The organism is Arthrobacter sp. 7Tela_A1 (genome assembly GCF_049311065.1).
Lineage (GTDB): Bacteria > Actinomycetota > Actinomycetes > Actinomycetales > Micrococcaceae > Arthrobacter_B.
Map to the genome: position 1 here is coordinate 9,902 of NZ_JAXIOO010000037.1, position 21,909 is coordinate 31,810.

Consider the following 21,909-nt stretch of genomic DNA (forward strand, 5'->3'; position numbering starts at 1 on the left):
CCTAAAACCACCTACCGCAGCAGAATATCCACAGCCCTCGACCCACCAGCGCCAGAAGATCCCACCGGAACCCGCTCCAGCGTGCCGGACCGGTTGGCGGCGTCGTCGCGCAGGATCTCCGTGACCGACCCCAGGAACCGGGAGAGATCCACCTTGTCCTCCGGAGCGGCGAGCAGCAGCTGGAAGCCGAACTCGTGCAGCGCGTTGATGGACGCCTCGGCGAAGGACAGGGACGACTTCACGAACGCTTCATCCATCATCACGGTGCCGTAGGTGCTGAATCCCTGGGACACGATGCCCAGCTGGTACGCCAGCGCCGAGGCCATGATGAACGCGGTGAACCGCTGGCCCTCGCCGCCGGACATCAGCGACGCCTGCAGGTTGGTGAACGACTGCCCGTTCGCGAGCTTGTTGGTGCAGGTGATGGTCACATGCGCGCGGACGTCCAGGACCTCGGCCCGCCAGCGGCGCTCCTGCGGATCCTTGAGCTTCTCCACCAGGCCCTCGAGCGCAGCGTAGCGGGCGTCCATGTCCGCCTTGTCCTGCCGCACGCCCATCATCGGCAGCGCGTTCTTCAGCTCCATGCGGAACTTGTGCGCGTCGTCCGGGACGGTGGTCTTGACCTCGATCTCCAGGTGGCTGTCCACGTGGTACGGCACGCGGCGCAGCACGGAGTTCAGCGGCAGCAGGCGCGCAGAGATGCTGCGGCGTTCCTCGTCGAGCAGCTGCAGCAGGTCGCTGAACCGCTCGTAGGTGCGGTTGTTGAAGTATTCGCGGAACTCCGCCTCGTGCTGCGGCAGGCCTTCGGTGACAATGTCCTCGTACCGGTGCACGTACTCCTCGGCCGAGTCCACGGACGTGCCGAAATCCGAGCCCCACTTGTCGCTGTACGTTTCGAACGTGCGCTCCAGCCGGGTGCGGGTCTCCAGCAGCGTCTTGTCCAGCCGTGCGGCCTCGGTGAGCAGGTTACGCTCCACCTGCCCGGCGGCGTCGTTCAGGTGCACGACGTCGGTGATCTCGCCGAAGGGGGCGAACAGCTCATCGAGCTGCGCGCGCAGGTCCTCGGCCAGGGCATCCGGGCCGCGGCCGGCAAGCGTGTCCCGGCGTTCGGTGGCGGCGGTGAGCTCGGCCTCGAGCCGGGCCAGGTCGCCCTTGAGCACACCGATCTTCTCGGTCGCAGCGGTCAGGTCCAGCTCCGCGGTGTCCAGCTCGAAGCGGATCTGCTCCAGGTCAGCGTTGGCATCGCGGGCGGATTCAAGACGCTCGACGGCGGCAGTCACCGCGGCGCGGTGCTCCTCGGCGCTGATCTCCTCGAACTCGCGGGTGTCCGCGGCGACCTTGCGGACGGCGGCGAGCCGGCGGATCAGGTCGTCCTGCTCCGAGGCGTGTTTGCGGGAGACAACGTCGGCCTCTTCGAAACTGGCGCGCAGGGCCAGCAGCTCAGCGGCGAGGGCGGCGATCTTGTCCTTGTTGTCGAAGCCCAGCACGTTGTCCGAGGCCTTGGTGTGCCGGTCGTCCTTCTCCGTGGTGGAGGAGTTCCGCTTCACGGCACCGCCCAGGCTGACGCCGCGGGAGACCTTGGCGAGCTCGTCCGGGTTCTCGACGCACTCGAAGTCGTAGTGCGCGGTAATCTTCCGGGCCACCCAGTCGCCCATGGCGGAGTCGTAGGTGCTGAGCTTGGTGATCAGGCCACGCGGTCCCGGCTCGGACGGACCGTCCACGGGAATGCTGACGTCGATGCAGCGCAGGAAGCCGCGCAGGTTGGTTTCGCTGAGGTACCGGGTAACGGCTGCCATGTGCTCGCCGGGAACCAGCAGGGCGGTGGAGAGCGGGCGGAGCACCCGTTCGGCGGCGGCACGCCACTGCGCGTGTTCAGCCGGGACATCGATCAGTTCGCCGGCGAAGGGCATCTCGGCCTCGTCGATGCCGGTGGCTTCGCAGATCCGGGCGCGCTGTTCCAAGCTTTCCGGGCGGATGTTGCTGCGCCGGCGGCGGAAGGACGCGATCTCGGTTTCGAGCTTCGCGATGGAACCCTTCAGGGCCCACGCTTCGCCGTGCGCGTCGGAGCTGCGCTCCCGGGCGGCGTCGACGTCGGCGTTCAGGGTCTTGATCAGCTCATTGGCGCGGCTGCGGGCGGTGACCAGCCCGGCGGGGGAGAGGTCCGTGTCGATGCCGGCGGCGCGCAGGTCGGCGCGGAACGCGTTCTCCACGGTTTCACGGGAAACCAGCTGCGCCTGCGCGGCCGCGACTTCGCGTTCCAGGGTGGCGATCGCGCCGCCGCCCTCCTGCGTGTACCTGGCGGTGAGCTCGGCGACCTGCTTCTTCAGCTTGGTGCGCTGCTTCTCGGCGGCCTTCAGCGCCTCGCGGCCGGTGGCGGCGGCGGAGGTGAGGCGGTCGACGTCGCGCTCGTGGCTGGCCAGCGCCAGACGGCGGCGGTAGGCCGGCAGGCCGTCGGCGGTGAGGGCGCGGACCCGGTCCAGTTCGGCCTTCGTGGTGAGGAACAGGCGGTGCTGGTCCGGGACGTTGGCCAGATGGTCGCGCTGCTGGCGGGCACGTTCGAGCTGGCGGCGGATGCTGCGCAGGTGGCTGAAGTCCTCCACAGCCTCGTCCGCGGCGGTGAGGGTCTTGGGGGTGTCCAGGACGTGGTTGCGGAAGAAGTCGTTGACCGTTCCGCCCAGGCCCTTGCCGGTCTGCAGGATGCGCAGCAGGCCGAACGCCTTCTCGTCCTCCACACCCAGGGCAGTGCGGTACCGCTCGGCGAAGAGTTTGTGCGAATCGAAGATCTGCGCACCCGGCAGCAGGGATTCCAGGGCACCCTTGGTGAACCGGCCGCGCATGCCGGTTTCGAGGGAGGGAATGTCCAGTGGACGGTTGTGCACGGCGTAGAACCGGCCCACGTGGTGTTCGGTGCCGGTGGCGGGCAGGTCCATGAGCACGGAAAGGCTGGTGATCTGGCCCAGACCGTTGTCGAAGGTGAGGCAGACGGCGGACCAGGTGGCGCCGGGGCGCTGGTAGGCGGTGCCGTCGCCGGCTTCCATGCCCTGGGTGCCGAGCCGGCCGCGCATGTAGGAGAACGCGGTGCGCTTTTCCTCGGCGGCGGTGCCGCCGTTGTTCTGCGCGGCTTCGTTCATCTTGGGCCGGGCGTCCATGACCTGCAGGATCGCGTCGAAGATGGTGGACTTGCCGACGCCGGAGTCACCGGTGAGCAGCGTGCCGGCGCGGTCCACGTGGATGGTGTGCGCGCCGTCGAACGTTCCCCAGTTCACGATCTGGATCCGGGAGAGCCGGTTCTGTCCGGGGTTGATCAGGTCCCCCATGGGGAGGGTGGTTTCGATGCTCATGCCGGCTCCTCGCCGTCGTGCTGTGTTTCAGTGACCGCGTCTTCAGCGGCTTCTTCGGCGGGCGCTTCGTCAGGCGTCTCCGGTTCCGCCGGGGCCTCGGTCAGCGAGTTCATGTAGGTGATGATGTCGCCGATGTGCTCGTACGGCAGGGCCAGCGGCAGCGCGTTGGAGATGACCCAGACGTCGTCCAGTTCGGTGGGCAGCAGCAGGCGGCGTTCGGTGACGAGCTTGCGGATGGCGGCGTCGGCCAGGTCTTCCACGCCCTTGGCGTCGTGCGCCTGCGGGTCCACGTACTGCTCGAGGACGTCGAGAATGTCCTGCCGGGCGATGGTGGCTTCGTTGCCGGTGCCCGAGTGGCGGTCCAGGACCAGGCGCATGCGCAGCAGCAGCAGGGTTTCTTCGCGGGTCATTTCGCGCTGGCGCTGCAGGGCGGCGGTGTGCGGTTCGGCCATTTCCACCGGGCGCAGCAGGGCGACCTTGTGGTCCTCATCCACGACCAGTTCCAGGAACAGTTCACTGAGCCGGACGCGCAGCTGCTCCTGGTTATCCACCACGGTGTTGTAGACGTTGTCGGAGGAGTTGGCGTCCAGGTACGGGCCGCGCAGCAGCCGGATGAGGGCCTGGCGCAGCTTCAGCGGAAGGGTGCCGGTGTCCCCGGGGAACAGTTCCGGGCCGTCGATCAGGACGTCGCGGGGTGGCTGGGGGTCTTCGGCAAACTGCTCGTCAAACTGCGAGCCCTCGTCCAGCTCGTCGTGCTCTTCGGTTTCGGCGGCGGGGTTTTCGATCATGGCTGAGGGCTTTCGGCGACGGTGAGGACGGGCAGCACCGCGGTGCGGGAACTGCCGTCGATCTGGAGGAAGGGGATGGACTCGCTTGCCGCCGTCGTTGTTCCGGTGCCCTCGGTGGGGGCAGCGGAGGCGAGGAGCGCGCGGATGCTGTTGAGGTGGCGGTGTTCGGCGGGCAGTTCGGCGAAGATTTCCGCGACGGTGGCGCGGCCGCGGCGGCTGCCAGCCCGCGTGATCGCGTCGCGCAGCACACGGCGGTCGGCCTTGGGCGTGCGGGCGGCGCGGTGGATGTCCGCTTCGGTGAACGACGGCGGTTCGGGCAGCTTCCGCGGTGCTGCGTGCTCGGCGGGGTCGTAGGTGCGGACCATGCTGAGCGATTCGAACGCGGACGCGTAGAGCTTCGGTGCGGGAACGACGGCGGCGCGGCGGCGTCCGCGCGGTGCCTTGTGGATGGCGGTTTCGGCGGCGCGGATGAGTTTGCGCAGCTGGACGGATTCCCGGTACTCGTCGCTCTGGACGTAGGTGTGCAGGGATTCGGAGAGCCGGCCGTAGATCCGCTGGATTTCGGCGGCCTGTTCGCGCATGTCGCTGATCATCCGGTACAGGGCCTGCCTGTCGCCGGGGGTCATAGCGTCGGCGAAGTCGCGTTCCAGGACCTGCGCAATGGCGTGCCGGAAGCGTCCCTGCTGGTCGGCGTCGTTCAGGAAGGCGGTGAAGCCTTCATAGGTGCGGCCTTCGCTGGTGCTGCGCAGGCGCTTGTCCGCTTCGAGGATTTCGCCCATGGTCAGGCCCTTGGAGGCCTGCGATTCGACCATTTCCTGGCGCAGCGTGTGCAGCATCTTCTCGAGGCCGTCGCGCATGCGCTTGAAGTCGGCGGGCAGTGCGGCGGCGAGGTCCAGGATGTCGCGGGCGGCTTCGACGGCGGTGTCGTCGTCCAGGGGCGGGGGAGCGTCGCCGGCGCGGAGGGACCGGATGAGGTCTTCCCGGCGGGCGATCTCTTCTTCGAGGACGGCGATGCGTGCTTCGGGGTCCGGGTTGGATTCGTGCGCCAGGGTTTCCACGCTGGAGAGCAGGGTGTTCAAGCGGGAGGAGTTCAGGCTGGTGGTGTCGCCGGTGAAACCGTCCAGGTAGGAGAGGAAGCGGACGGATGGTTCGGTGAGTTCGTAGACGAAGCGCCCGTCGGCGCGGGGGCGGGCCAGGAAGCGGCGGGCCACCCAGTCATCGGCGTAGTTCTTGCCGGTCCAGTCTTCGCGCAGGCTCTGTCCGTTGAGCCGAAGCTGCTGCAGGAAGGAGTCGGTTAGGCTGTGGAATTCGTCCAGGGGGATGCGCGGGCGGGTGCGCGTGAAGGCCTCGCGGAACAGGGCAAGGACCCAGGGGTTCGCGTTGGTGAGTTTCCAGCCGGGCGAGGCCTGTAGCCGCTGCAGCTCCGCCCAGCGGGCAACGGCGTTTTCTGTGAAGGACATGCTGCGCTTTCCGCCCGGAACGAAGGGGTAAAACGGGCCTGTCTGATTTTAGCTGAGGTGGGAGGGACCAAACGGCTAAGCGGTGAGGCGGGCGCAACGCGGGGGTGTGCGCTCTTGGTGCGACAACCGCGGAGATGCCGCCGAAGACCTCCAGTCATGGGCCGGCAAACACAGCCACCGGTTCATGAATCTCTTCGGCTAGGACGACCTCAGGGCCATCGCCACCGTTGGAGGCCACGAACTCCGCAGAAGCTCGTCCCAGCCAGAGACCTTGACCATGCCACCCGCGGAAGTGAGCGTTGAGGGAGTGCCCGCGGCAACAACCCAGATCGCCCGCAGGAGGCCGCTGTCCGCTGACATCGGCGCCATCCGGCAACTCGAAAACAGGGTCTCCTCACTTCCGCGGATCGCCGCCGACGTGGAGTCGGGCGCCAGGAAGCCCTCTAGGGTCCAACAGGCCGACAAAGCACTGGCCACCGGCGGAGCCGTCCAAGCACGCCGACGCGCTCCGAAGCTGCCCAGACAAACTCAGCCCGCACCGACCAACTCATGGCCGGCGCAGCCAAATCGAAGGAACAAGCACAGCCTGAATTTCCCGCCGACATCGACCCCCTACTGGAAAAGATGGGACGACTAATGAACGCGTCATTCCCGCAACAGCGGCCAATAATCAGCGACGGACCGCTATTAACCGCGGCAACGCGGCCGGCCGCCACCCGCGCGACCATGAACAACGAGGTACCAGGTCGCGGCAGCACCACAAACCATTCAGCTAAGCTGAACCACAGATTTCCTTTGCAGAGGGAAACCAAGGAGGGCCGGTACTGAACCGTCCGAAAGTAGACTAAATTTCCGGTCCAACTTTCGAAGACGCGGTTCGGTACCGGTCTTTATGCTCTAACAAACCGCGGCGTCTTCGCAGCGGCCGTGCTCAAATCCGCTGGCGATCTATGGGTGCCGGTTAGATAAGCACGGGTGCTAGGATCTTCTCCCCGTCGGGGATGTCGATGAGGTTGTATTGAGTGCCGTCCAGCATTGCTGTAAGTGAGGCACTCTCTTCGCTCGTGGCAATTATGATCTGAGATCCCCGTAGCCCTTGCTCAGCTGCTTGGTGGAGAAGCTGGCGGTAGCTTTCCTGTGCGGTCTCTTGCTGCTTGGGTTCGTCAAGGATCAACAGTCCTAGATGGTTTCCACCTTCTTCTTCGCCGACGCGTAGCACGGAAAATAGGTAGGACCATATGACCCGAATCATGTCGCTCGCTGAGAGATCGAAGCCCAGCTCGTAGCCTTCGTGACTGGGGCGGTAGGTTTCGCGGTTGATTTCTACGGACTCAGGGCGCAAGGAATCGAACCGGTAGCGGCGGAGCTGCCGGCGAAGGTGTCCTTCTACCAGATCCAGCTTCTTATTGTCGCTTTCTGAGAGATCGGACTTGGCTAGCCCGTCCAGTAGCTCGGTCTGTTCCTTGTGTTTAAGAGCCAAATCGTGGAGCACCTGTTTCTGGCGTTCCAGAGCAATTTCGTTTTCCAGGAGCCTTTCCAATTGGTCCTGAAGGGCTGCACGCTCCGAGACGTCCGCCAAGGAAGGCGCGCTGTTGGGACCGATGAGAGTGTCTTTTATTTGCCTGACCTGGCGGCGGAGCCCAGTTAGCGTGTGACGCAAGCTCTTCTCCCGAACTCGAAGTGACTCAAGTGCACGGACGGCATCTTCCCTGGAGGCGGAAAAAGTCTTGCGCTGCCGGTCTATGAAATCGATGTTCTCGGCAGCGGTCATGACATGGGCGGAAATGTCGAAGCCGTCGCTAACTTCTTGGTGACAGGTGGGACATGCGTGGTCGACCGCTAGAGATTTCACATGCTTCGCTCCGAGACGTACCAGCAAGGCGGAGTCTTTGTGTCGTTGCAGATCTTCATTGAGCGCATCTAGCCTCAGGTCCAACTGGCGCTCCTGCTCGGTCAGCACTCCGCGCTCTTCCATCAGAAGTGACAGGGTGAGCATGGTCGAGCGCACGGAATCTTCCGCCTGCTGCAGTTCGACTTCGAGGTCAGGAGAAACTTCTGCGGCGGTCTTTACCAGCTGTTGGCCGCGTTCAGCCAAGGCCTGGCGCAGTTGGTCGACAGCAACGTCCATGGGCAGCCATTCCCCCGCTACAGAAGCAGTAAAAAGGGGGACGCTCTCGTCACGGGAGTCTGCTATCCGTCGCGGCTCGTTCCGCGGCGTGACACCGGCTGTCCGCGCAATCACCTGCAGTTCCGACAATGCGGATCGCCATGACACTTCGATTTCGGCAAGGTTCGATTTCAGGCGCTGGCGCATCAAAATTCGCTGGAAAACCTCAAGACCCAGAACGTATTCAAACGAGCGTTTGCCGACTTCTCGGATGCCCAGGTAAGTGGGGATCCTCGGCGGCAACCCGGACCAACCGTGTTTCTGTTCTACATAGAAGAACGGAAACAAGCACTCACTGTATAGGGGCTTTTCGGTACCATCCATGTGGGTGACCTGTGGGAGTGCCCACCCGAGGAAGTTGGACAGAAAGAAGTGGAATCCGTTTTCCCGTTGGGCCGCACCCGACCGCCGGACAAAATAATCTCTCGTTGGAAAGTCATCGGTACTCGTGACCGCGGGACCGGACTCGACGCTGATGACCGTATTATCAAAGTTTGTGGTTTTTACCTGACGCGTTGCAGTCACGATCGCACCAGAGGCGTTTTCAAATTCGAGAGAGACGGAGGACGCCAGGACAAGTTGGTCAATTCCGTCGACCGTCACACGATCTGTCATTGAGTGCGGCAGGGGGACTTCACGCCGAGGGCTGAGCATCCCTTCTAGCCCAAGCGCATAGATGATCGCCTGAACCGTGGTGGACTTCCCGCTGGTGTTCCCGGCTCTTAGAATGTTCAATCCTCGCTGGAAAGCAACTGTCCGCCCGACTTCTCCTTGTTCCGTTTCAACACGCAAGCGAACAGCTCTCAGTATCAGCCGCGGGGTCAGTTCCATTGAGTCAGTTCCTTAAGTGCGCTTTGAGTCAGTCTTCGGGGGAGTTTGGAGATAAAGGCCTTCTCCTCGACGAGGACATTGCTGTCAGACCAAAGTTCCCCCGCTAGAGCTAGGCCGGTGGGCAACAAGGCAACAGCGCCTGTGCCCATGCGCGATACCAGTCCTGATCCCAGAGCAAGGTCCACAGTAACGGCCAGAGACGGATCGAACCTGACGATGATCTCGTCCGGTCTCTTGTCGCCATCCAGCCATCGCAAGAACAGTCTTCTGGTCTCATCGGATCGAACAGCCCACCACATGGTGTGTAAGTGCTCTAATGCCGATTTGTTGCCTCTGAACCGTTGGAGGACAAGGCAGAGTACGGACAGCCGCCACGTGATCCGCAAGTCGCCAGGAATCGCGTCGTTGCGCCGGTTGAAAACCGCCTTGGGGGCCGACGCGAACATCTCTTCAAGAGCTTCAATTTCGTTCATGCTGACTCCGGGAAATCCAGCGGACACCGAAGTATCCAGTCCGCAACCATAGACCAAGCAAACTCTGTGGCGAGCCGGTGAGGGATACCACCATCTCTCACAATTTCATCCGCCAAGTCCTTGGCCACCTTTGCAACGTCCATCCCGCTGCTCATAGAGCCAGGAGGATAGGTTAATGCCAGCATCGACTCTTTATCCGTCTTCAACCTTGAGACTTCGGACCAAGCTGACGGGTATTTCGCACGAAGGGCGGCAAGACCGTTTTCACCACGCAGGAACATGCCGGAAAGCTGATCCAGATACGTGTCCAGTTCGCCGCCCTGCATGCCAATGTTGCCCAGCTTACGGCGGCCGTCCCGCATTAGGTCAGGGTTTTCGTTTCCCCAGTCAGAAAGAACCTCGCCGTCCACCGGAGTCGTTTGTACGAGCTGGGGAGGGATTGAGGACATCCTATCCCGCTCCAAGGCGTAGTGGTCGTCCGTTTCAACAGTGATTGCGAAGTCAGGTCGTATGAAAGGCAGACCCCACGTCCTCACTTCCTTGGCCTTGGCTGCTGCATGGATGACAAGCTCTTTGGAATCGTGACGGGGTACGAGGAATACGTATCTATATATCCCGACCTGGTCGAACATTCTTCCCAGTTCCACCTGGTTCTTCTTCAGCTTCCCGAGATCCTTCGTCAGCTTGTCTCGTTGATGCGCGTAGAGCGCATTCGTGCTTAGGGGTTCTTGGGCCGCGTAGCACTGGAAAGCCGCACCGTCATGAGTAAACGCCTCGAGTCCCAGATCGCCATTGTGTCGGTCGGGCACTTCCACGAGGTTGTGGTTGGCGTAACGGATCTTCAGTAGTTCTACGCAGAAGTCTTGCCACGCCGTACCTTCCCACTCACGCACGGTCATGGTTAGAGGTTTCCTTCTGCTGAGTCTGTTGAAGCTCGAACGAAACGATCTTCCCACGCCTTCACCAGACTCTTGGGTCAGACACACAGAAGGCAGTTCCTGAGAAACGGTCGGAGTCAACAACGACGCTTTGTGGCGTGAGGAGCCCCCACTAGTGCGCCGTCTGGGTAGGCTCTCCGAATGACAGCGAAAATCATCCGCCCCCTAAGCGGACGCATCCAGGTTCGTGAACTACGGGCGCCCCGTGGTGATGAACCTTCGAACAAAAGCATGTTTAAGGACGCTGCTGGCGAAGCTATCCGTCCGACGTGGGTAGAGGCAGCAGAAGGACAACCAGGCTGGGCGGGATATTGGGTCATTGCCAGGCAACATTTGACCGAGGTCGCGGAGTCGATCGCGATTCGTGACGGAAGCGTAGAGATCGAAATGCACTACAGCCCCACGGAGAAGTGCGACCTCCGCTGTCGAAAAGCGAAAGGGGACGACTGCACCTGCGCCTGCGAAGGTAAGCACCATGGCAAAGCGCAGCACGCCTCCTGGCTGGAAGTCGGAGAAACGACTCTTGTCCGTGGCGAAGACCGGAAGATCGTTCACCGCACACTCACTCGTGACCAGGCAAAATCAGACCGAGAGGCCCGCCTCGAAGAAATGGTCAGAGAGTTGGTCAACCGTCAGCGGAACCATCATGGACAGCCACATGCTTGAACTGCTCGAAGTCGATGGGTTCACCAGGGAGGGCCATGACTGGGCAGAGTGCACGAGAACAAACGCCGCGACCGTCGAGTTGTCGAATTCAGCTTCATTGAAGACGGTGTAGAGGTAGCTCGCGCAAGAATCTTTCCTAAGTCCTCCCTCGATCAAGTACATGTACGGCTGCGATGAATCCGCTGGCCTCGGCCTCGTCGCAGTCTGCCTGCGTGAATAGGGTCACGGGTACGTCTTGTTCATGATTCCAGAAGGCGTTCCCTGGGTGCTTGCTCATTCGTTCAGCCGGCGGTGTACTGCGGCGTTTCGCTGCGAGAACGGGCATCACTCAAGGGTGCCCTCAAGCACCTCTCTCAGCTCGGGCTGCCAGTTCTGCCGCACGCCGAAAGTAAAGGGCCCACCGGCAACCCTCGCCAAGGTTCTGCTAGAGATTGCCAGCGACCGGCACCCGAGGTTGAACGGGAGGCGGACGCCTGAGAAATTCGGAGGCCAGACCGGGGTCCACCCATCCTAGGGAGTCCTAGATCGTCTCGCATCGCGGGCAGCGCTGGCGCTGGGCCTTGTTCCGGTCGCGGACAGGCTCTTCCCACTCATAGCGGGCAACAGTCCTCCAATGGATCCTTTTGAACTCTGGGCAAGAGGGGGATCTCGCGAAGAGAAGCCAGTGTTTGTATGAAACTTTCCCGGCGGAGGAGCAGCGCACGGGTGTCGCGGTGGAGGATCGGTAGCGGGCAGTTGCCGGCCTAATCAGTTTTGTTGCTGGCGATCCCGGCGGCTGGCCCCGATAGCAGTCCAGTGCCCATGCGGTCGCTAATTGGTATCGGTTTGTCCAGATTTCCCAGTAGCCCTTCGGGGCATGCTGCTCAGGGATCCGAGGCGCCGTTCTTGACTATGTGTTGCGTCTACGGACCTGCCTTTCTGCGGATCTTATCCAGCGGTTAGGTGCGCCAGTCGGCGCAGTCCATGCCGCAGCCGATCAGGTACCAGCGGCCCGCCGGGCGATGACGGGGTGCGGACCCAGGCGTTTGGGTGAGCGGGACCACTCTTTGCCGTAGCCGAGCGGAGAATCTGCAGGTCCCCGGTGGGTCTATGCCGCAGGCATTCCGCAGTCGACGTGAAACAGCTAGCGAAGCCCATAGTCGTGATTCCCTCAGAACAGCGGCCAGGGCACCGAAGGCGTCCCGCTGCTCGGAGCGGGAAACCGCCCGGCCGAACGCAGTCGGGCGCAGCGCGGGACAAGCGAAGCAAATTTCGTCAGGAGTAAGCAGCTCCGCCAGCTTAAAGCCCAGCTCACCCTGCAATCCTGTGAAAACACGCTCGATGCCCTCAAATTCCTGAGCGCGCTCGCTCTCTGGAAAGTATGGCCGTGGTCCACGCCGCACCGGTGCCGGGCGGACATGGCGAGGACGTGGTTTCCCATGCGGTCGGCGTTATTGAGCAGAACTTCGAACACCGCCATCCGCCGAAGCACCGCCGAGTCCTCATGAATAAGCGCGACGATCCGCCCGCTTTCGCCCTGCCCCTGCAGAACCTCTCTCCAGCCTGATTTCGGGACATCGTCGGCGGCGACCAGATCCACCGCGTTCTGCTCCGGGCCTGTCTCCTGCCAGAGCTGTACCATGCCTTCGCCGAGCGAGCCGTTCCGCAGGCAGGTGCGCGGCACGATATTCCAGCGCAGCGCCTCCGACACCAGATTGGTCGCGACCTCCCTATGCGCCAGGCAGCCGTCGGGGAAATCCCACAGCGGCTTGTCCCGCGCAACGGGTTTGTAGACGACCGCTGCGCTGCGACGGATGGTCCGTATGCCGGGCGGACCTGGCTACGGCCCATCGTAGGGTCCCTCGAAGCCCTTGGCGACTTCCCTAAGTCTTGCTTCTTAGCCGGGCACGGATCCACGAAGCTCACGGATAAGCCGATCAATTCTTGCCGCAGCGCCGCTAGTTGCGTCATCTTTTGAATGACGTCGCGCTCTATCGTACGAGTAAGGAGTGGGATGTCGCAGGTAGGTGCGAACCGTAAAGCTTCCAAATGCCTCGGAGGCACCTCATTAATTCGCAGTCCAGCTTCCCCCCAGGGGACTCGCGTGCACTGTCCCCTCACCCTCCTGACGGTCCAGAATCGCCGGGCTTTATGCACCGCTTTGTGGCGTGACGCCACCACTCCGAACGGAGAAAATGTCATTTGGAGTGACACTGGCGGTGGTTGGCTTAGTCGCTTGCCGGCTCCGGAACTCGGCGCGGTGATAAGGAACGCCAAGCGTTAGTTCCACTCCACATTGTCTCAGCAGACCCCGTGCATGGCAGGGTCTGGGCGGAGCTCCTCTGAGCGCCAAAGTCACTCCTCGTGAAGAGCTAGAGGGCATCGGAACCAGCCTTAGCGCCGAGTACGAGAACCCAAAAAAGGCCAAGACGCTGTGCGCGGGGTGTGTTGTGAAGACGGCCATTAGTCCCACAGATGAGGGTCGCTATCAAGAAGTGAGGGCTTTCTCAAGGAGCAAAAGCAGTATGCAACTTCACGGCAGGTGCATTATTGCCACCGGGTGAATGAAGTTCGACTCTCCAGGGTCAACATCATTTTTGAGGTGCCTTCAGTCGATCTTTAAGGAGGGCGAGAATTTGTTCAAGGTTATGCCCGTTTCTCCATGGGATAATATCGAAGTTGAACTTGCGCCATTGCTCGAGCAGTAGTGCCGGTACTACATTTTCATTGGTGACTACGATAACGCCAACATTATTGAACTCCTTTCCGTCGATAATGAAGAATCGCTCACTGACCAATTGTCCTAGTCGAGAGAATCTACCCCGCTGAATAGTCATTTTCAGGTCTATGATCACAACTCTGTCATCGCTAATAGCAACAAGATCCACAAGCATTCCGCCTACTCGAACTTCAGATTTCAGTTGGATTCCAACTGGTGCTGTCCGAATGTTCAAGATCTGGGCGACGTTGTTCTCAAAGACTGAGAATGGTTGGTTGGGTATTTCCAGGGACTCGCGTTGGGAGTCGTAAGCAGTCAGGGCTTGTTCGAAACGCCGATCAAAATCCTGCAACCCGGAAGCCTTTCTGGTCGTCCGGTGTACTGGTTCTGTGTCAAGTGGGAATTGCCTTGGACTTGGCTGCGGCTCAGCTGCCGGGGCCGTCTCACTCGTCTCCTCCCTAGGCATAGAGGTGGATTCAAGGAGGTCCTTCATGCTGTCAAGCAGGTCGATCTGTTTCCTCGAATGACCCGACTGCATTAGATGCATTAGAACGTTGAGCGCCGCGGTCTTTTTTAGGCCATTTTTGTGAGTTTTCGGATCAGTTACCGTATCAAAAACCCAGGTGTAAGTACTCCACCATTGATCTTTCCTTTTCTGTTCTTCATTAGATTTCGTTTGACCTCGAACGCCGATAAATGCAAGGTAGGCGGCGCAAACAGCAAATATTCCTGCAAGCCCCGGGGATAGGGTGAACTTCTGAAACCAGTCGGCCAGAGGCCCCGCAAAGCTCTCAAAATCGATCACCATAACAGGCCATGCATCGACCGGCATGCCTGGGGTCGGGGCAACCACGTCGTTGGCGGTAGAATTAAAGATTCTATGTCTTGAAAAAAGAAGCATCACTCGGAGATACTATGCCCTTTGAACACAAGAAGCCGTAATAGGGGAGGCTCATCTCGGGGGGGGTGCCTCTATGGTTTTGGTCAAGCCGCTGAAGGCAGGTTCTTCGGCGCCGGGTCTTCGTTGAGGGTGCCGTCGCGGAGCATAGCAAAAAGGACATCTGGACGACGCCGGGCCAGGGCGATGATGGCTGGTTGTGGCGTTCCTCTCCGCACGTCTGCGGTCGTAATACGCTTTGGATGGTGGGTGATGCAGGGCGGCGAAGGCGGAGAGGAGCAGGGCGCGTTTGAGTTTTTTTGTTGCCGCGCCGGCTTGGACGCTCTCCGCGGATCGAGGTTCCGGAGCGGCGGATGACCGGTGCTATTCCTACCACCGCGGGGTGGTCCAGGTGCGGGCCCAGAGCCCGTTCCAAGGCTGGATGGATTTGGGTGAGTAGCCCCCCCCCCGCGGATCCGGTTAGACGTGGCGGTGATTTGTGCGGTGAGGTCGTCATCGAACCCATAGAGCACCGTGAGTTCGGCCAGGGTTGGTTTTCGCCTGGTTCGGGTGGAGGTCCGCGATCCGCCGTGTCGCCAGGCCCGGTAGGTGGCCCATGGTTGCTCCGGTGGCGCGGGCGACCGCACCCGGCAGCGCTCCGATGCTCGCGGGCTGATCCACACCGACGAGGACGTTCCCATGGCCGGTGAGCTTGCTGATGATGTCCCGCATCTTCGTTTCGTCCTGCGGCAGGGCCTTGCCGTAGAGCTTCTTTCCGGCCCGGTTCAGGGCTACCGCGTGGTGGCCGGTTTTGCCGACGTCCAGGCCAAGGAAAACATCGATACTTTCGTGCTCCAGAATGATGATTAGCCCCTTCTATTCGCAGTGAGACTGACGGTGTTGGCTGGTTCCGGCGGCAGGAGTTGCATCCGCGTTACGAAGAACCGCTGGGTCTGCCTCTATTAGCGTTTCCCCGGCTGCCATGTCGGTTCCGGTGGCAACACCCCCCCGGATCATTGATGACTGGGGGCAAAAACCATGCCTGAACCGACCGGCCAACACACCCCATATCCTGCATCAGGAACGGGCTACGAAAAAGGCAACGGGGGCATCGAGCGTCGACCATGGGCCGAGCAAGACTGTTTCGGCGAGGAAGTCTGCTTCTCGATTAGCAAAAACTGCAGCGATGTCTGCGTGTTCATGGGAGAACGAAGTAACGGCTGCGCGAACAGAACCAGAGATACCTAATCGCGATCGAGCAGTGTTAGCGTCGAGTCGCAGAGATCCCTTAGAGGTCCTTGCAACCGGTGAGGAAGTTCGCTATCTCCGATAGCTTCTGCTTCCTCTTGGAAGACCTCATTCATCATGTCTGGAAGGAGTACAGCAAGCGCTCTCACAGTGGCTATAAGCCATTCCTCGTTGAGATCGGCGTCCGAAGCAAACCTTACCCAGTGTCGCCTGGCGACCATGCCAAATCTTCTTTCACCGCCAATCGCCATGGCAGCGGTTCTAAGGCCCTCTCGCTTACGTGCTACCCCGTCGTCGTCTGTATAGCTGTACGGAAGTCCAGAGGCAATATCGTATAGGGGTGCCAGGAACGCGGTTCCAGAATCCAAAATAATAGAATAATTTTTTGCATGGGCATCAGGGGCACCTAGGAGATAGTTCCCAATTAGGCCTTCGACGAAACGTTGAACTTGTTCCTCGTCCGCACCAACATGTCTCAACGTTCTAATGATTCTTATGGCGTTAGGTCCACCATCTGACTCATATTTCTTGTTCGGGGGTGTAGACGTTGCTTGGCAAAAATCCTCTTGGTGGATGCGAATTACCCTGCCATCCCTTACGAGCCGATCATAGCGCTCAATAACGATTGCCGTTGAGCCATCAAAGTCACGAAATTCCGTGTTCGCCACGGCCAGACCTGCCTTACCTAAAGCACGAAGTGACAGGTGCTCATTGAGGGCTTGATCGCTGAAATCGTGTATACCGGGTTTGATAATATGCGTCGTTGCTTCCGCTCCTTCAGCTTCGAACCACCCGTCATTCCAACGGAGCGCAAACTTCGACTGCGCACCAGCGAGGGACCACCTTTCCCTATTGACGATCCAGGATCCTTTAGGTTCCGAGATGAGAGAGCGCAACCGGCTACCAATTTGCTCATCCGTAAATGGCACAAGTTTACCCTCGTCGGAAATGGCTGCCTCAAATTCATTTGGCGATACAAACTGAATAGCTCCAGCGCAGTCCATTCCGATATGTTCTAAGAGTGCAAAAGGATTGTCCGACGATATTCGAAACTCTTTTCCAAGAGATTCACGGACTCCGACTCCTTCGGGTAATAGGCCATTGATAAATGCGTCCGTTTGTCGCTGCGGGTACGGGCTTAATCGATATGGTAGGGCTGACGAAATATCAGGGTATGGATTAGTATTCTCTACATATCTAAAGGTTCGTCGGCCATGGTCGTTCTGCTCTAGGAGCCCTACGATTTGTTTATGAAGGAGTACAAGCAGAGTCTTCATTTGCCATTTTCCTGCTCGTCGGGTTTGGCTGCTTGTGGCGGTCTGGTGCGGCGTAGGATTTCGGCGACTTCCGCTGAGGGTTGGGTGGAGCGGCGGAGGTTGTTGAGGGTTGCGGAGTTGGAGGATGTGACGCGGCGTAGGATTTCGGCGACTTCCGCTGAGGGTTGGGTGGAGCGGCGGAGGTTGTTGAGGGTTGCGGAGTTGGTGGAAGTGCCCCCCGCAGGGCTATGGATGGGGCCGAAGTTTGCGTTGCTATTGGAAGAAGTTTCCACAGCCCCCGACTGTGTAGCTTCGATGAGTGGACCCAGGGTGATGGAGAGGTTTAGGGCACGCAGTACATCGAAAACTTTCCCAAGCTCAGCCCCTGTGCGTGCACCTTGTTCCAGGCCGATGAGCCATTTCCTTGATACCCCAGCACGGGCCGCCAGTACGGCCTGGGTCATGCCAGCGCGCTTGCGGGCATCATGCACAGCAGTACCGAGTTGACTGGTATTGGTAATCGGTCGCCTCATAGTGTGAACATACCACCACATTTGCGAATGTGCACGAGCAGGGACATTGCATGTGTACAAAACGACACATCCCAGATGGTGTACAAGCGGTTACATTGGAGTTCTTATGCTTCTGAAGAGTCGTGCTAAGGGCAGAGTTAGGGATCATCCACAACTTGCCCGACGAAGGCACCGTGTGGGTTATGACCATGACAATTCACACCGCCGGAGCGTGGAACTGGTCGTAGCGAACACGGCGGGGAGCCGATCGTGTGCGCTCGGACCAGGCCGGAATCGGCCTGGGAATGACCACCAGGAGCATCGTGCAGACCCACAACGGGACCGCACATCACTGGACGGCCCGACGGCGGCCTCCGCGGCTCCGCAGATCTGCCCACCGGGCGGGCTACTTAGAACAGCGGCCAGGGAACCCCGGGCATCTCGCTTCTCGGAGGGGGAATCGCGCCGTGGAACGCAACCGGGCACAGCGAGCAGTGTGTGGTGCGATCTTCCGGCAGTGAGCAGCTCCACCAGGTTCGCGCTGAGCTCGCCCTCCAACCCCGAAAGAAGACGCTCAAGGCCCCGAGTTCCTCGGCGCTCAACGCCTCGCCGATCCAGCCCCACAGCGCGGTCCGCAGCTTGTGGTCGCCGTGGAAGGTGAGGCTGCGGTCCACACCGTACCGGTGCCCGTCGGCCAAGGCGAGGACATGGTCCCCTTTGCGGTCCGCATTGTTGAAGACGACGTCGAACGCCGCCATCCGCCGCAGCGCCGGGGTGTCTTCGTGAATGAGGGCGACGATCCGCCCGGCCTGGTCCTCACCCTCCAACACAAGCTTCCACCCAGAGTCGGGCACATCCTCCACAGACACCAGGTCCACGGCGTTCTGCTCGGGGTCGGTCTCCTGCCAGAGATGCACCATCCCTTCGCCGAGCGGACCATCCCGCAGCCAGGTCCGCGGCACCATGTTCCAGTCCAGGGCCTCCGACGCCACGTACGTAGCCACTTCGCGGTGCGCCAGGCAGCCGTCGGGTAAATCCCACAGCGGCTTCTCGCCCGCAAGGGGTTTGGTGACGACAGCCGAGTCGCTGATGCTGCCCAGGAAGGTGGCGTTCGACGCCGTCGTAATCCGCCCGGTGAGCGTCTGCTCGGCGGTCATCAGGTCAGGCGCCGGCATTAGGCCTCGGGGAAGGTTCAGGTGTGGCCGTCGGCATCGGCGCCCGCAGCACTGTGGCGGCGTCAGCATCGTCGTCTTCATCAATTTCTTCGATGGGTTAGACCTCGACGCCGCTCTGAAGACATGCTCCGGTGGATCTCTGCCCAGCGCATGTCTTCACTTCCGCCGACGGCCGAACATCGCAAATAACTTGATATTCTCCCCAGATGGAGCTTGAACGAGACGAACGCGGCGAGCCGGCCACAAACCGCCTGAATTACACGGCCTATCGTCTCGGCAGGGCACTCGACCGGTTCACGGAGAACCTGGCACTGGCCCACGGCGTGACGCTGTCCCAGTTCCTCGTGCTTCAGGTGCTGGGGGAGGGGCTGCCGCTCTCCAACGCCCAGCTTGGGCGGCGGACCTTCGTCAGCTCCCAGGCCGCGCACCTCGTGGCGAACGAACTCCTCGAACTGGGACTCGTGGAACGGGGAAGCCACCCCACCAACCGCCGCATACGCCTCGTGCAGCTCACCGAAGCTGGCTGGGACGTTGTGCAGGCCTGCACCCAAGAACTGCGCGACCACGAACAGCGCCTGACCGGCGAAATCGGCGAGGACCTGGGCAACTCAATCGTCGGCGTCCTTGACCACGCCGCCGAGGTCCTTGCGGGCGGATACTTCGGAGACGATGAAGCGGAGGCAGCGGCAGTTCACCGCCGACAAATCACCAGCCGCCCGAGGCACGTCCCGTCCCGACTGGCCGCCAGCCGTCTCAAAGGCCTCAATCGAGAAGCCGACGACGCCAACCCGGACGCCTGACAAGCGCCTTACCGAGAAACGGGCCGCGTCCGGACCAGTACAACCACCAGACAGGCAAAGGCGCTCACCGCGGAGACGGCCAGAGCGACCCGGCCGGAGCTGGCATCGATCACCCAGCCCATCAGCAGCGCGCCAAACGGCACCATGCCGTAACTCCCCATAGTCATCAGCGACATCATGCGCCCAATGAACTGCGGCCGCACGGATTCCTGCGCAGCAGCGTTCACAATCCCCTGGTAATAACCCACCGCAATGCCCAGCACCGGAGCAGCCGCCAGAAACAGCAGGAGCGTGGGAGCCGCAGCATTCAGCGCCAGCGCAGCACCGAAAACACTTGTTGCCGCAATCATGGACCGCACCGACACCCGTGGCCTCCGGGCAGCCAGGATGCCTCCGAGGATCGCGCCCACGGCGTTAAGGGTGTGGACAGCTCCCACCGCGCCGGCATCACCGCCGTAGGAGAGATTCACGGTAGAGGTGAGAACCAGCCCGAAGTTCATGGCCAGAAGGGCAATCACCACGTTCACGATCAGCAGGGTGTTCACGTCCCGGCTTCGCCGGAAGGCGCCCGCCGCCGAGCCGTCCAGGGCCTTAGCCCCGGGCCCGCCCGGGGTCCTGCTGCCATCCCTTTCCCGCTGCCGGTCTAGGGACGCCCGCCGGTGCAGCTCGTCCGGACGGATCCGCAGCCGCGACGCGAACACCAGCAGGTAGGCGGCAGCATTGATCAGGATGCACGCGCTGGGCCCGAGTCCCTGGAAAGCGAGTCCGGCCAGCGCCGGACCCACAGATCGGGCAGCGGCCAGCGAAATGGTGCTGATGGACGCAGCCCGGGACAGACCGTCCGGGCCCACCAGCTCGAAGATGATGGTCTGCGCGGCCACCCGTTCAAACGCCTGGACCGAGCCCAGCACCCCCACCATCCCGTAGAGCAGCCACAGGTCCGGATCCCGCGTCACCACAAAGACCAGGCTGGCGGTGACAACCGCGGAAGCCAACGACGTCACCAACAGCACAGTGCGCGGTGCCACCCTGTCCAGCAACCGCCCCGCGGGTATGCCAAGCAGGAAGATCGGCAGGAACTGGGCGATAGTGATTCCGCTCAGCGCCTGGGCACTGCCGGTCGCCCCCAGAACCACCAGCTGCAGGGCGAGGTTCTGAAACCAGACCCCGGTGTTGGAGAGAACCTGCCCCGTGAAGTACCAGGAGAAGTTCGGATACCGGAACGGGCCCATCCGCCCGCCGCCCTCACCCATGACGGGGCCGGGCCGGGCAGCGGAAACGGCAGACGGAATCAGACACGGTCGCGGATAAACTCGGCCATCCGCTCAGGGATGCGGGCGGCGTCGCTGGAGCGCTGGTCGGCGTTGTTGGCCCGGATGTCCAGCACCGGAATCCCCTCAGCCTCCAGGGCTTCGGTAATGAAGCCGCTGCCCGGGGTATCGTCCGCCACCAGATGCACCACCCCGTCCACCCGATGGCTCAGCGCCTCCTTCACGTACCACTGGGCGGACCACGGCGGCACATAGAGCTGGTCCGTGATCCCGACGAAGCGGGCGGCCAGCGCCCGGACCGGGTCATCGCCGTAGCGCAGGTACCCGTCAGCGGCGATCGCCAGGTACATCGACCACACGAACACCGCGCCGAATTCTTCCTGGAACCGGGTGTACAGGCCCAGATCGGACCACAGGCCTCGGCCCACCCACATCAGCCGCCGCTTCTCCCCGGGACATACGGCAACGCCGTCGGCCACCCGCTGCGCGGTTTCCGCATACAGGGATCGAGCGGCGTCCACCGCCCAGGTGGTGCCGCGCTGCCACTGCGGTGCCATGACGGCGGGCATCGTGTCATTCACCAGGACGGGGGCGAATGGTGCGGAGGCAATGAGGTCCCGGGTCTTGCGGTTCCATTCGGCCTGCTGGTTGCCCAGGTCCATGATCTCCGCCAGCCGGTCCCGGTCCAGCGTGCGGCCGGTGCGCTCCTCCAGCCAGCCAATCAGCTCCTCGATTTCACCCTGCAGCAGATCCAGCCGGTCCGAGCCGAAGGCCTTCTCCCAGTCGTGCGGCACCAGCTCCCACCACCGGTCCGGCAGCGGGTCAGCGCCCGTGCGGGAGAGGAGGAACGTTTCCGTGCCCGGGAGCCTGCCCCACTGCTCGAAGATCTTGGCGGTAACGTCACCGCTGCGCTCGGCCACAGCGAACCGCGGCGCCGGCAACCCGCCCCAGGGGCGGTCATCGGCGTCGAGCAGTTGCTCGCCCAGCGGCATCGCGTCGTACTGCTGGCTGAAGTCGGGCAGCCCGCGGGCGGCCAGCCGCTCCATGGAGGCGGGTCCGGCGCGCTTGGCCGCGATGATGGAGGACCACCACTGCGTCACCACGTAGGGGATGTCCAGGGCCCGGAAGACTTCGTGCGGGGCATCGGCATTCAACAGGGCAATCGGTTCGCCTGCCGCGGCCCGCTGGCGCACCGACTGGAACCATTCCTTCTGGTAGCGCGTAGCGGCCACGGCTGAACGGAGTCGATGGTCGGTCATGAGGCAATCTCCCCGGACAACTGGACGCTGGCAATAAGGTCGGCGGCGGCAGCGGCGGCGCCGTCGGCGGGCACGCGGACGCCGCCGGCGCGCCACGTTCCGCGGGCGGGGCCCCCCCCCCCCGCCGGCCCGCGCGCGCCCCCCCCCCC

The 21,909-nt window shown here is 62.0% G+C and carries 14 protein-coding genes and 2 pseudogenes; 2 read left to right on the plus strand and 14 right to left on the minus strand.

Features of this window, described 5'->3' with window-relative positions; genetic code table 11:
• Window positions 1–11 precede the first annotated feature (11 nt).
• The 6 genes from TVB01_RS13615 to TVB01_RS13640 form a co-directional block, all read right to left on the minus strand.
• A complete protein-coding gene (locus TVB01_RS13615; RefSeq protein WP_422456457.1) occupies window positions 12–3,341 on the minus strand; it encodes an ATP-binding protein in 3,330 nt (1,109 codons plus the stop codon).
• On the minus strand, window positions 3,338–4,129 hold the full coding sequence (locus TVB01_RS13620) for a DUF4194 domain-containing protein (RefSeq protein WP_422456458.1): 792 nt from the start codon (window positions 4,127–4,129) through the stop codon (window positions 3,338–3,340). Before TVB01_RS13620 ends, TVB01_RS13615 begins: the two co-directional genes overlap by 4 nt.
• Window positions 4,126–5,589, minus strand: coding sequence for a DUF3375 domain-containing protein (locus tag TVB01_RS13625; RefSeq protein WP_422456459.1), 1,464 nt, complete (start codon window positions 5,587–5,589; stop codon window positions 4,126–4,128). Before TVB01_RS13625 ends, TVB01_RS13620 begins: the two co-directional genes overlap by 4 nt.
• Before the next feature lie 961 nt (window positions 5,590–6,550).
• Entirely contained in the window at window positions 6,551–8,587 is a 2,037-nt protein-coding gene (locus TVB01_RS13630) for an AAA family ATPase (RefSeq protein WP_422456460.1), read from the minus strand.
• Window positions 8,578–9,060 (minus strand): hypothetical protein, encoded by a 483-nt coding sequence (locus tag TVB01_RS13635; protein WP_422456461.1) that lies wholly within the window; start codon window positions 9,058–9,060, stop codon window positions 8,578–8,580. Before TVB01_RS13635 ends, TVB01_RS13630 begins: the two co-directional genes overlap by 10 nt.
• A complete protein-coding gene (locus TVB01_RS13640; protein ID WP_422456462.1) occupies window positions 9,057–9,959 on the minus strand; it encodes a hypothetical protein in 903 nt (300 codons plus the stop codon). Before TVB01_RS13640 ends, TVB01_RS13635 begins: the two co-directional genes overlap by 4 nt.
• Before the next feature lie 180 nt (window positions 9,960–10,139).
• Here TVB01_RS13640 and TVB01_RS13645 point away from each other — a divergent pair, with 180 nt between their 5' ends.
• Complete coding sequence (locus TVB01_RS13645; protein ID WP_422456463.1) at window positions 10,140–10,664, plus strand: hypothetical protein; 525 nt, start codon at window positions 10,140–10,142, stop codon at window positions 10,662–10,664.
• A 1,150-nt stretch (window positions 10,665–11,814) separates the two neighbouring features.
• Here the strand turns inward: TVB01_RS13645 and TVB01_RS13650 are convergent.
• The 6 genes and pseudogenes from TVB01_RS13650 to TVB01_RS13675 form a co-directional block, all read right to left on the minus strand.
• Window positions 11,815–12,444 (minus strand): annotated as a pseudogene (locus TVB01_RS13650) (SCO1664 family protein); the annotation flags it as partial.
• A gap of 790 nt (window positions 12,445–13,234) precedes the next feature.
• Window positions 13,235–14,266, minus strand: coding sequence for a hypothetical protein (locus TVB01_RS13655; protein WP_422456464.1), 1,032 nt, complete (start codon window positions 14,264–14,266; stop codon window positions 13,235–13,237).
• Window positions 14,267–14,346: 80 nt separating this feature from the next.
• Window positions 14,347–15,097, minus strand: a pseudogene (locus TVB01_RS13660) (IS110 family transposase).
• 386 nt (window positions 15,098–15,483) lie between these two features.
• On the minus strand, window positions 15,484–16,764 hold the full coding sequence (locus tag TVB01_RS13665; RefSeq protein WP_422456465.1) for a type II toxin-antitoxin system HipA family toxin: 1,281 nt from the start codon (window positions 16,762–16,764) through the stop codon (window positions 15,484–15,486).
• Window positions 16,761–17,297 carry a helix-turn-helix domain-containing protein gene (locus TVB01_RS13670; RefSeq protein WP_422456466.1) on the minus strand — a complete coding sequence of 179 codons (537 nt, stop codon included), beginning with the start codon at window positions 17,295–17,297 and terminating at the stop codon, window positions 16,761–16,763. Before TVB01_RS13670 ends, TVB01_RS13665 begins: the two co-directional genes overlap by 4 nt.
• Window positions 17,298–17,665: 368 nt before the next feature.
• A complete protein-coding gene (locus tag TVB01_RS13675; protein WP_422456467.1) occupies window positions 17,666–18,430 on the minus strand; it encodes an SCO1664 family protein in 765 nt (254 codons plus the stop codon).
• Window positions 18,431–18,636: 206 nt separating this feature from the next.
• Here TVB01_RS13675 and TVB01_RS13680 point away from each other — a divergent pair, with 206 nt between their 5' ends.
• On the plus strand, window positions 18,637–19,230 hold the full coding sequence (locus tag TVB01_RS13680; RefSeq protein WP_422456468.1) for a MarR family winged helix-turn-helix transcriptional regulator: 594 nt from the start codon (window positions 18,637–18,639) through the stop codon (window positions 19,228–19,230).
• Window positions 19,231–19,238: 8 nt separating this feature from the next.
• On the opposite strand, the gene TVB01_RS13685 is transcribed toward TVB01_RS13680, so the two are convergent.
• Window positions 19,239–20,462, minus strand: coding sequence for an MFS transporter (locus TVB01_RS13685; RefSeq protein ID WP_422456469.1), 1,224 nt, complete (start codon window positions 20,460–20,462; stop codon window positions 19,239–19,241).
• Window positions 20,463–20,521: 59 nt separating this feature from the next.
• On the minus strand, window positions 20,522–21,760 hold the full coding sequence (locus tag TVB01_RS13690) for a 2-hydroxyacyl-CoA dehydratase (protein WP_422456470.1): 1,239 nt from the start codon (window positions 21,758–21,760) through the stop codon (window positions 20,522–20,524).
• Window positions 21,761–21,909 lie beyond the last annotated feature (149 nt).

Bases quoted from the DNA above. Each gene is read 5' to 3' on its own strand.
- TVB01_RS13615 (WP_422456457.1), bottom strand. From the start codon at position 3,341: ATGAGCATCGAAACCACCCTCCCCATGGGGGACCTGATCAACCCCGGA.
- TVB01_RS13620 (WP_422456458.1), bottom strand. From the start codon at position 4,129: ATGATCGAAAACCCCGCCGCCGAAACCGAAGAGCACGACGAGCTGGAC.
- TVB01_RS13625 (WP_422456459.1), bottom strand. From the start codon at position 5,589: ATGTCCTTCACAGAAAACGCCGTTGCCCGCTGGGCGGAGCTGCAGCGG.
- TVB01_RS13630 (WP_422456460.1), bottom strand. From the start codon at position 8,587: ATGGAACTGACCCCGCGGCTGATACTGAGAGCTGTTCGCTTGCGTGTT.
- TVB01_RS13635 (WP_422456461.1), bottom strand. From the start codon at position 9,060: ATGAACGAAATTGAAGCTCTTGAAGAGATGTTCGCGTCGGCCCCCAAG.
- TVB01_RS13640 (WP_422456462.1), bottom strand. From the start codon at position 9,959: ATGACCGTGCGTGAGTGGGAAGGTACGGCGTGGCAAGACTTCTGCGTA.
- TVB01_RS13645 (WP_422456463.1), top strand. From the start codon at position 10,140: ATGACAGCGAAAATCATCCGCCCCCTAAGCGGACGCATCCAGGTTCGT.
- TVB01_RS13665 (WP_422456465.1), bottom strand. From the start codon at position 16,764: ATGAAGACTCTGCTTGTACTCCTTCATAAACAAATCGTAGGGCTCCTA.
- TVB01_RS13670 (WP_422456466.1), bottom strand. From the start codon at position 17,297: ATGTGGTGGTATGTTCACACTATGAGGCGACCGATTACCAATACCAGT.
- TVB01_RS13675 (WP_422456467.1), bottom strand. From the start codon at position 18,430: ATGCCGGCGCCTGACCTGATGACCGCCGAGCAGACGCTCACCGGGCGG.
- TVB01_RS13680 (WP_422456468.1), top strand. From the start codon at position 18,637: ATGGAGCTTGAACGAGACGAACGCGGCGAGCCGGCCACAAACCGCCTG.
- TVB01_RS13685 (WP_422456469.1), bottom strand. From the start codon at position 20,462: ATGGGCCCGTTCCGGTATCCGAACTTCTCCTGGTACTTCACGGGGCAG.
- TVB01_RS13690 (WP_422456470.1), bottom strand. From the start codon at position 21,760: ATGACCGACCATCGACTCCGTTCAGCCGTGGCCGCTACGCGCTACCAG.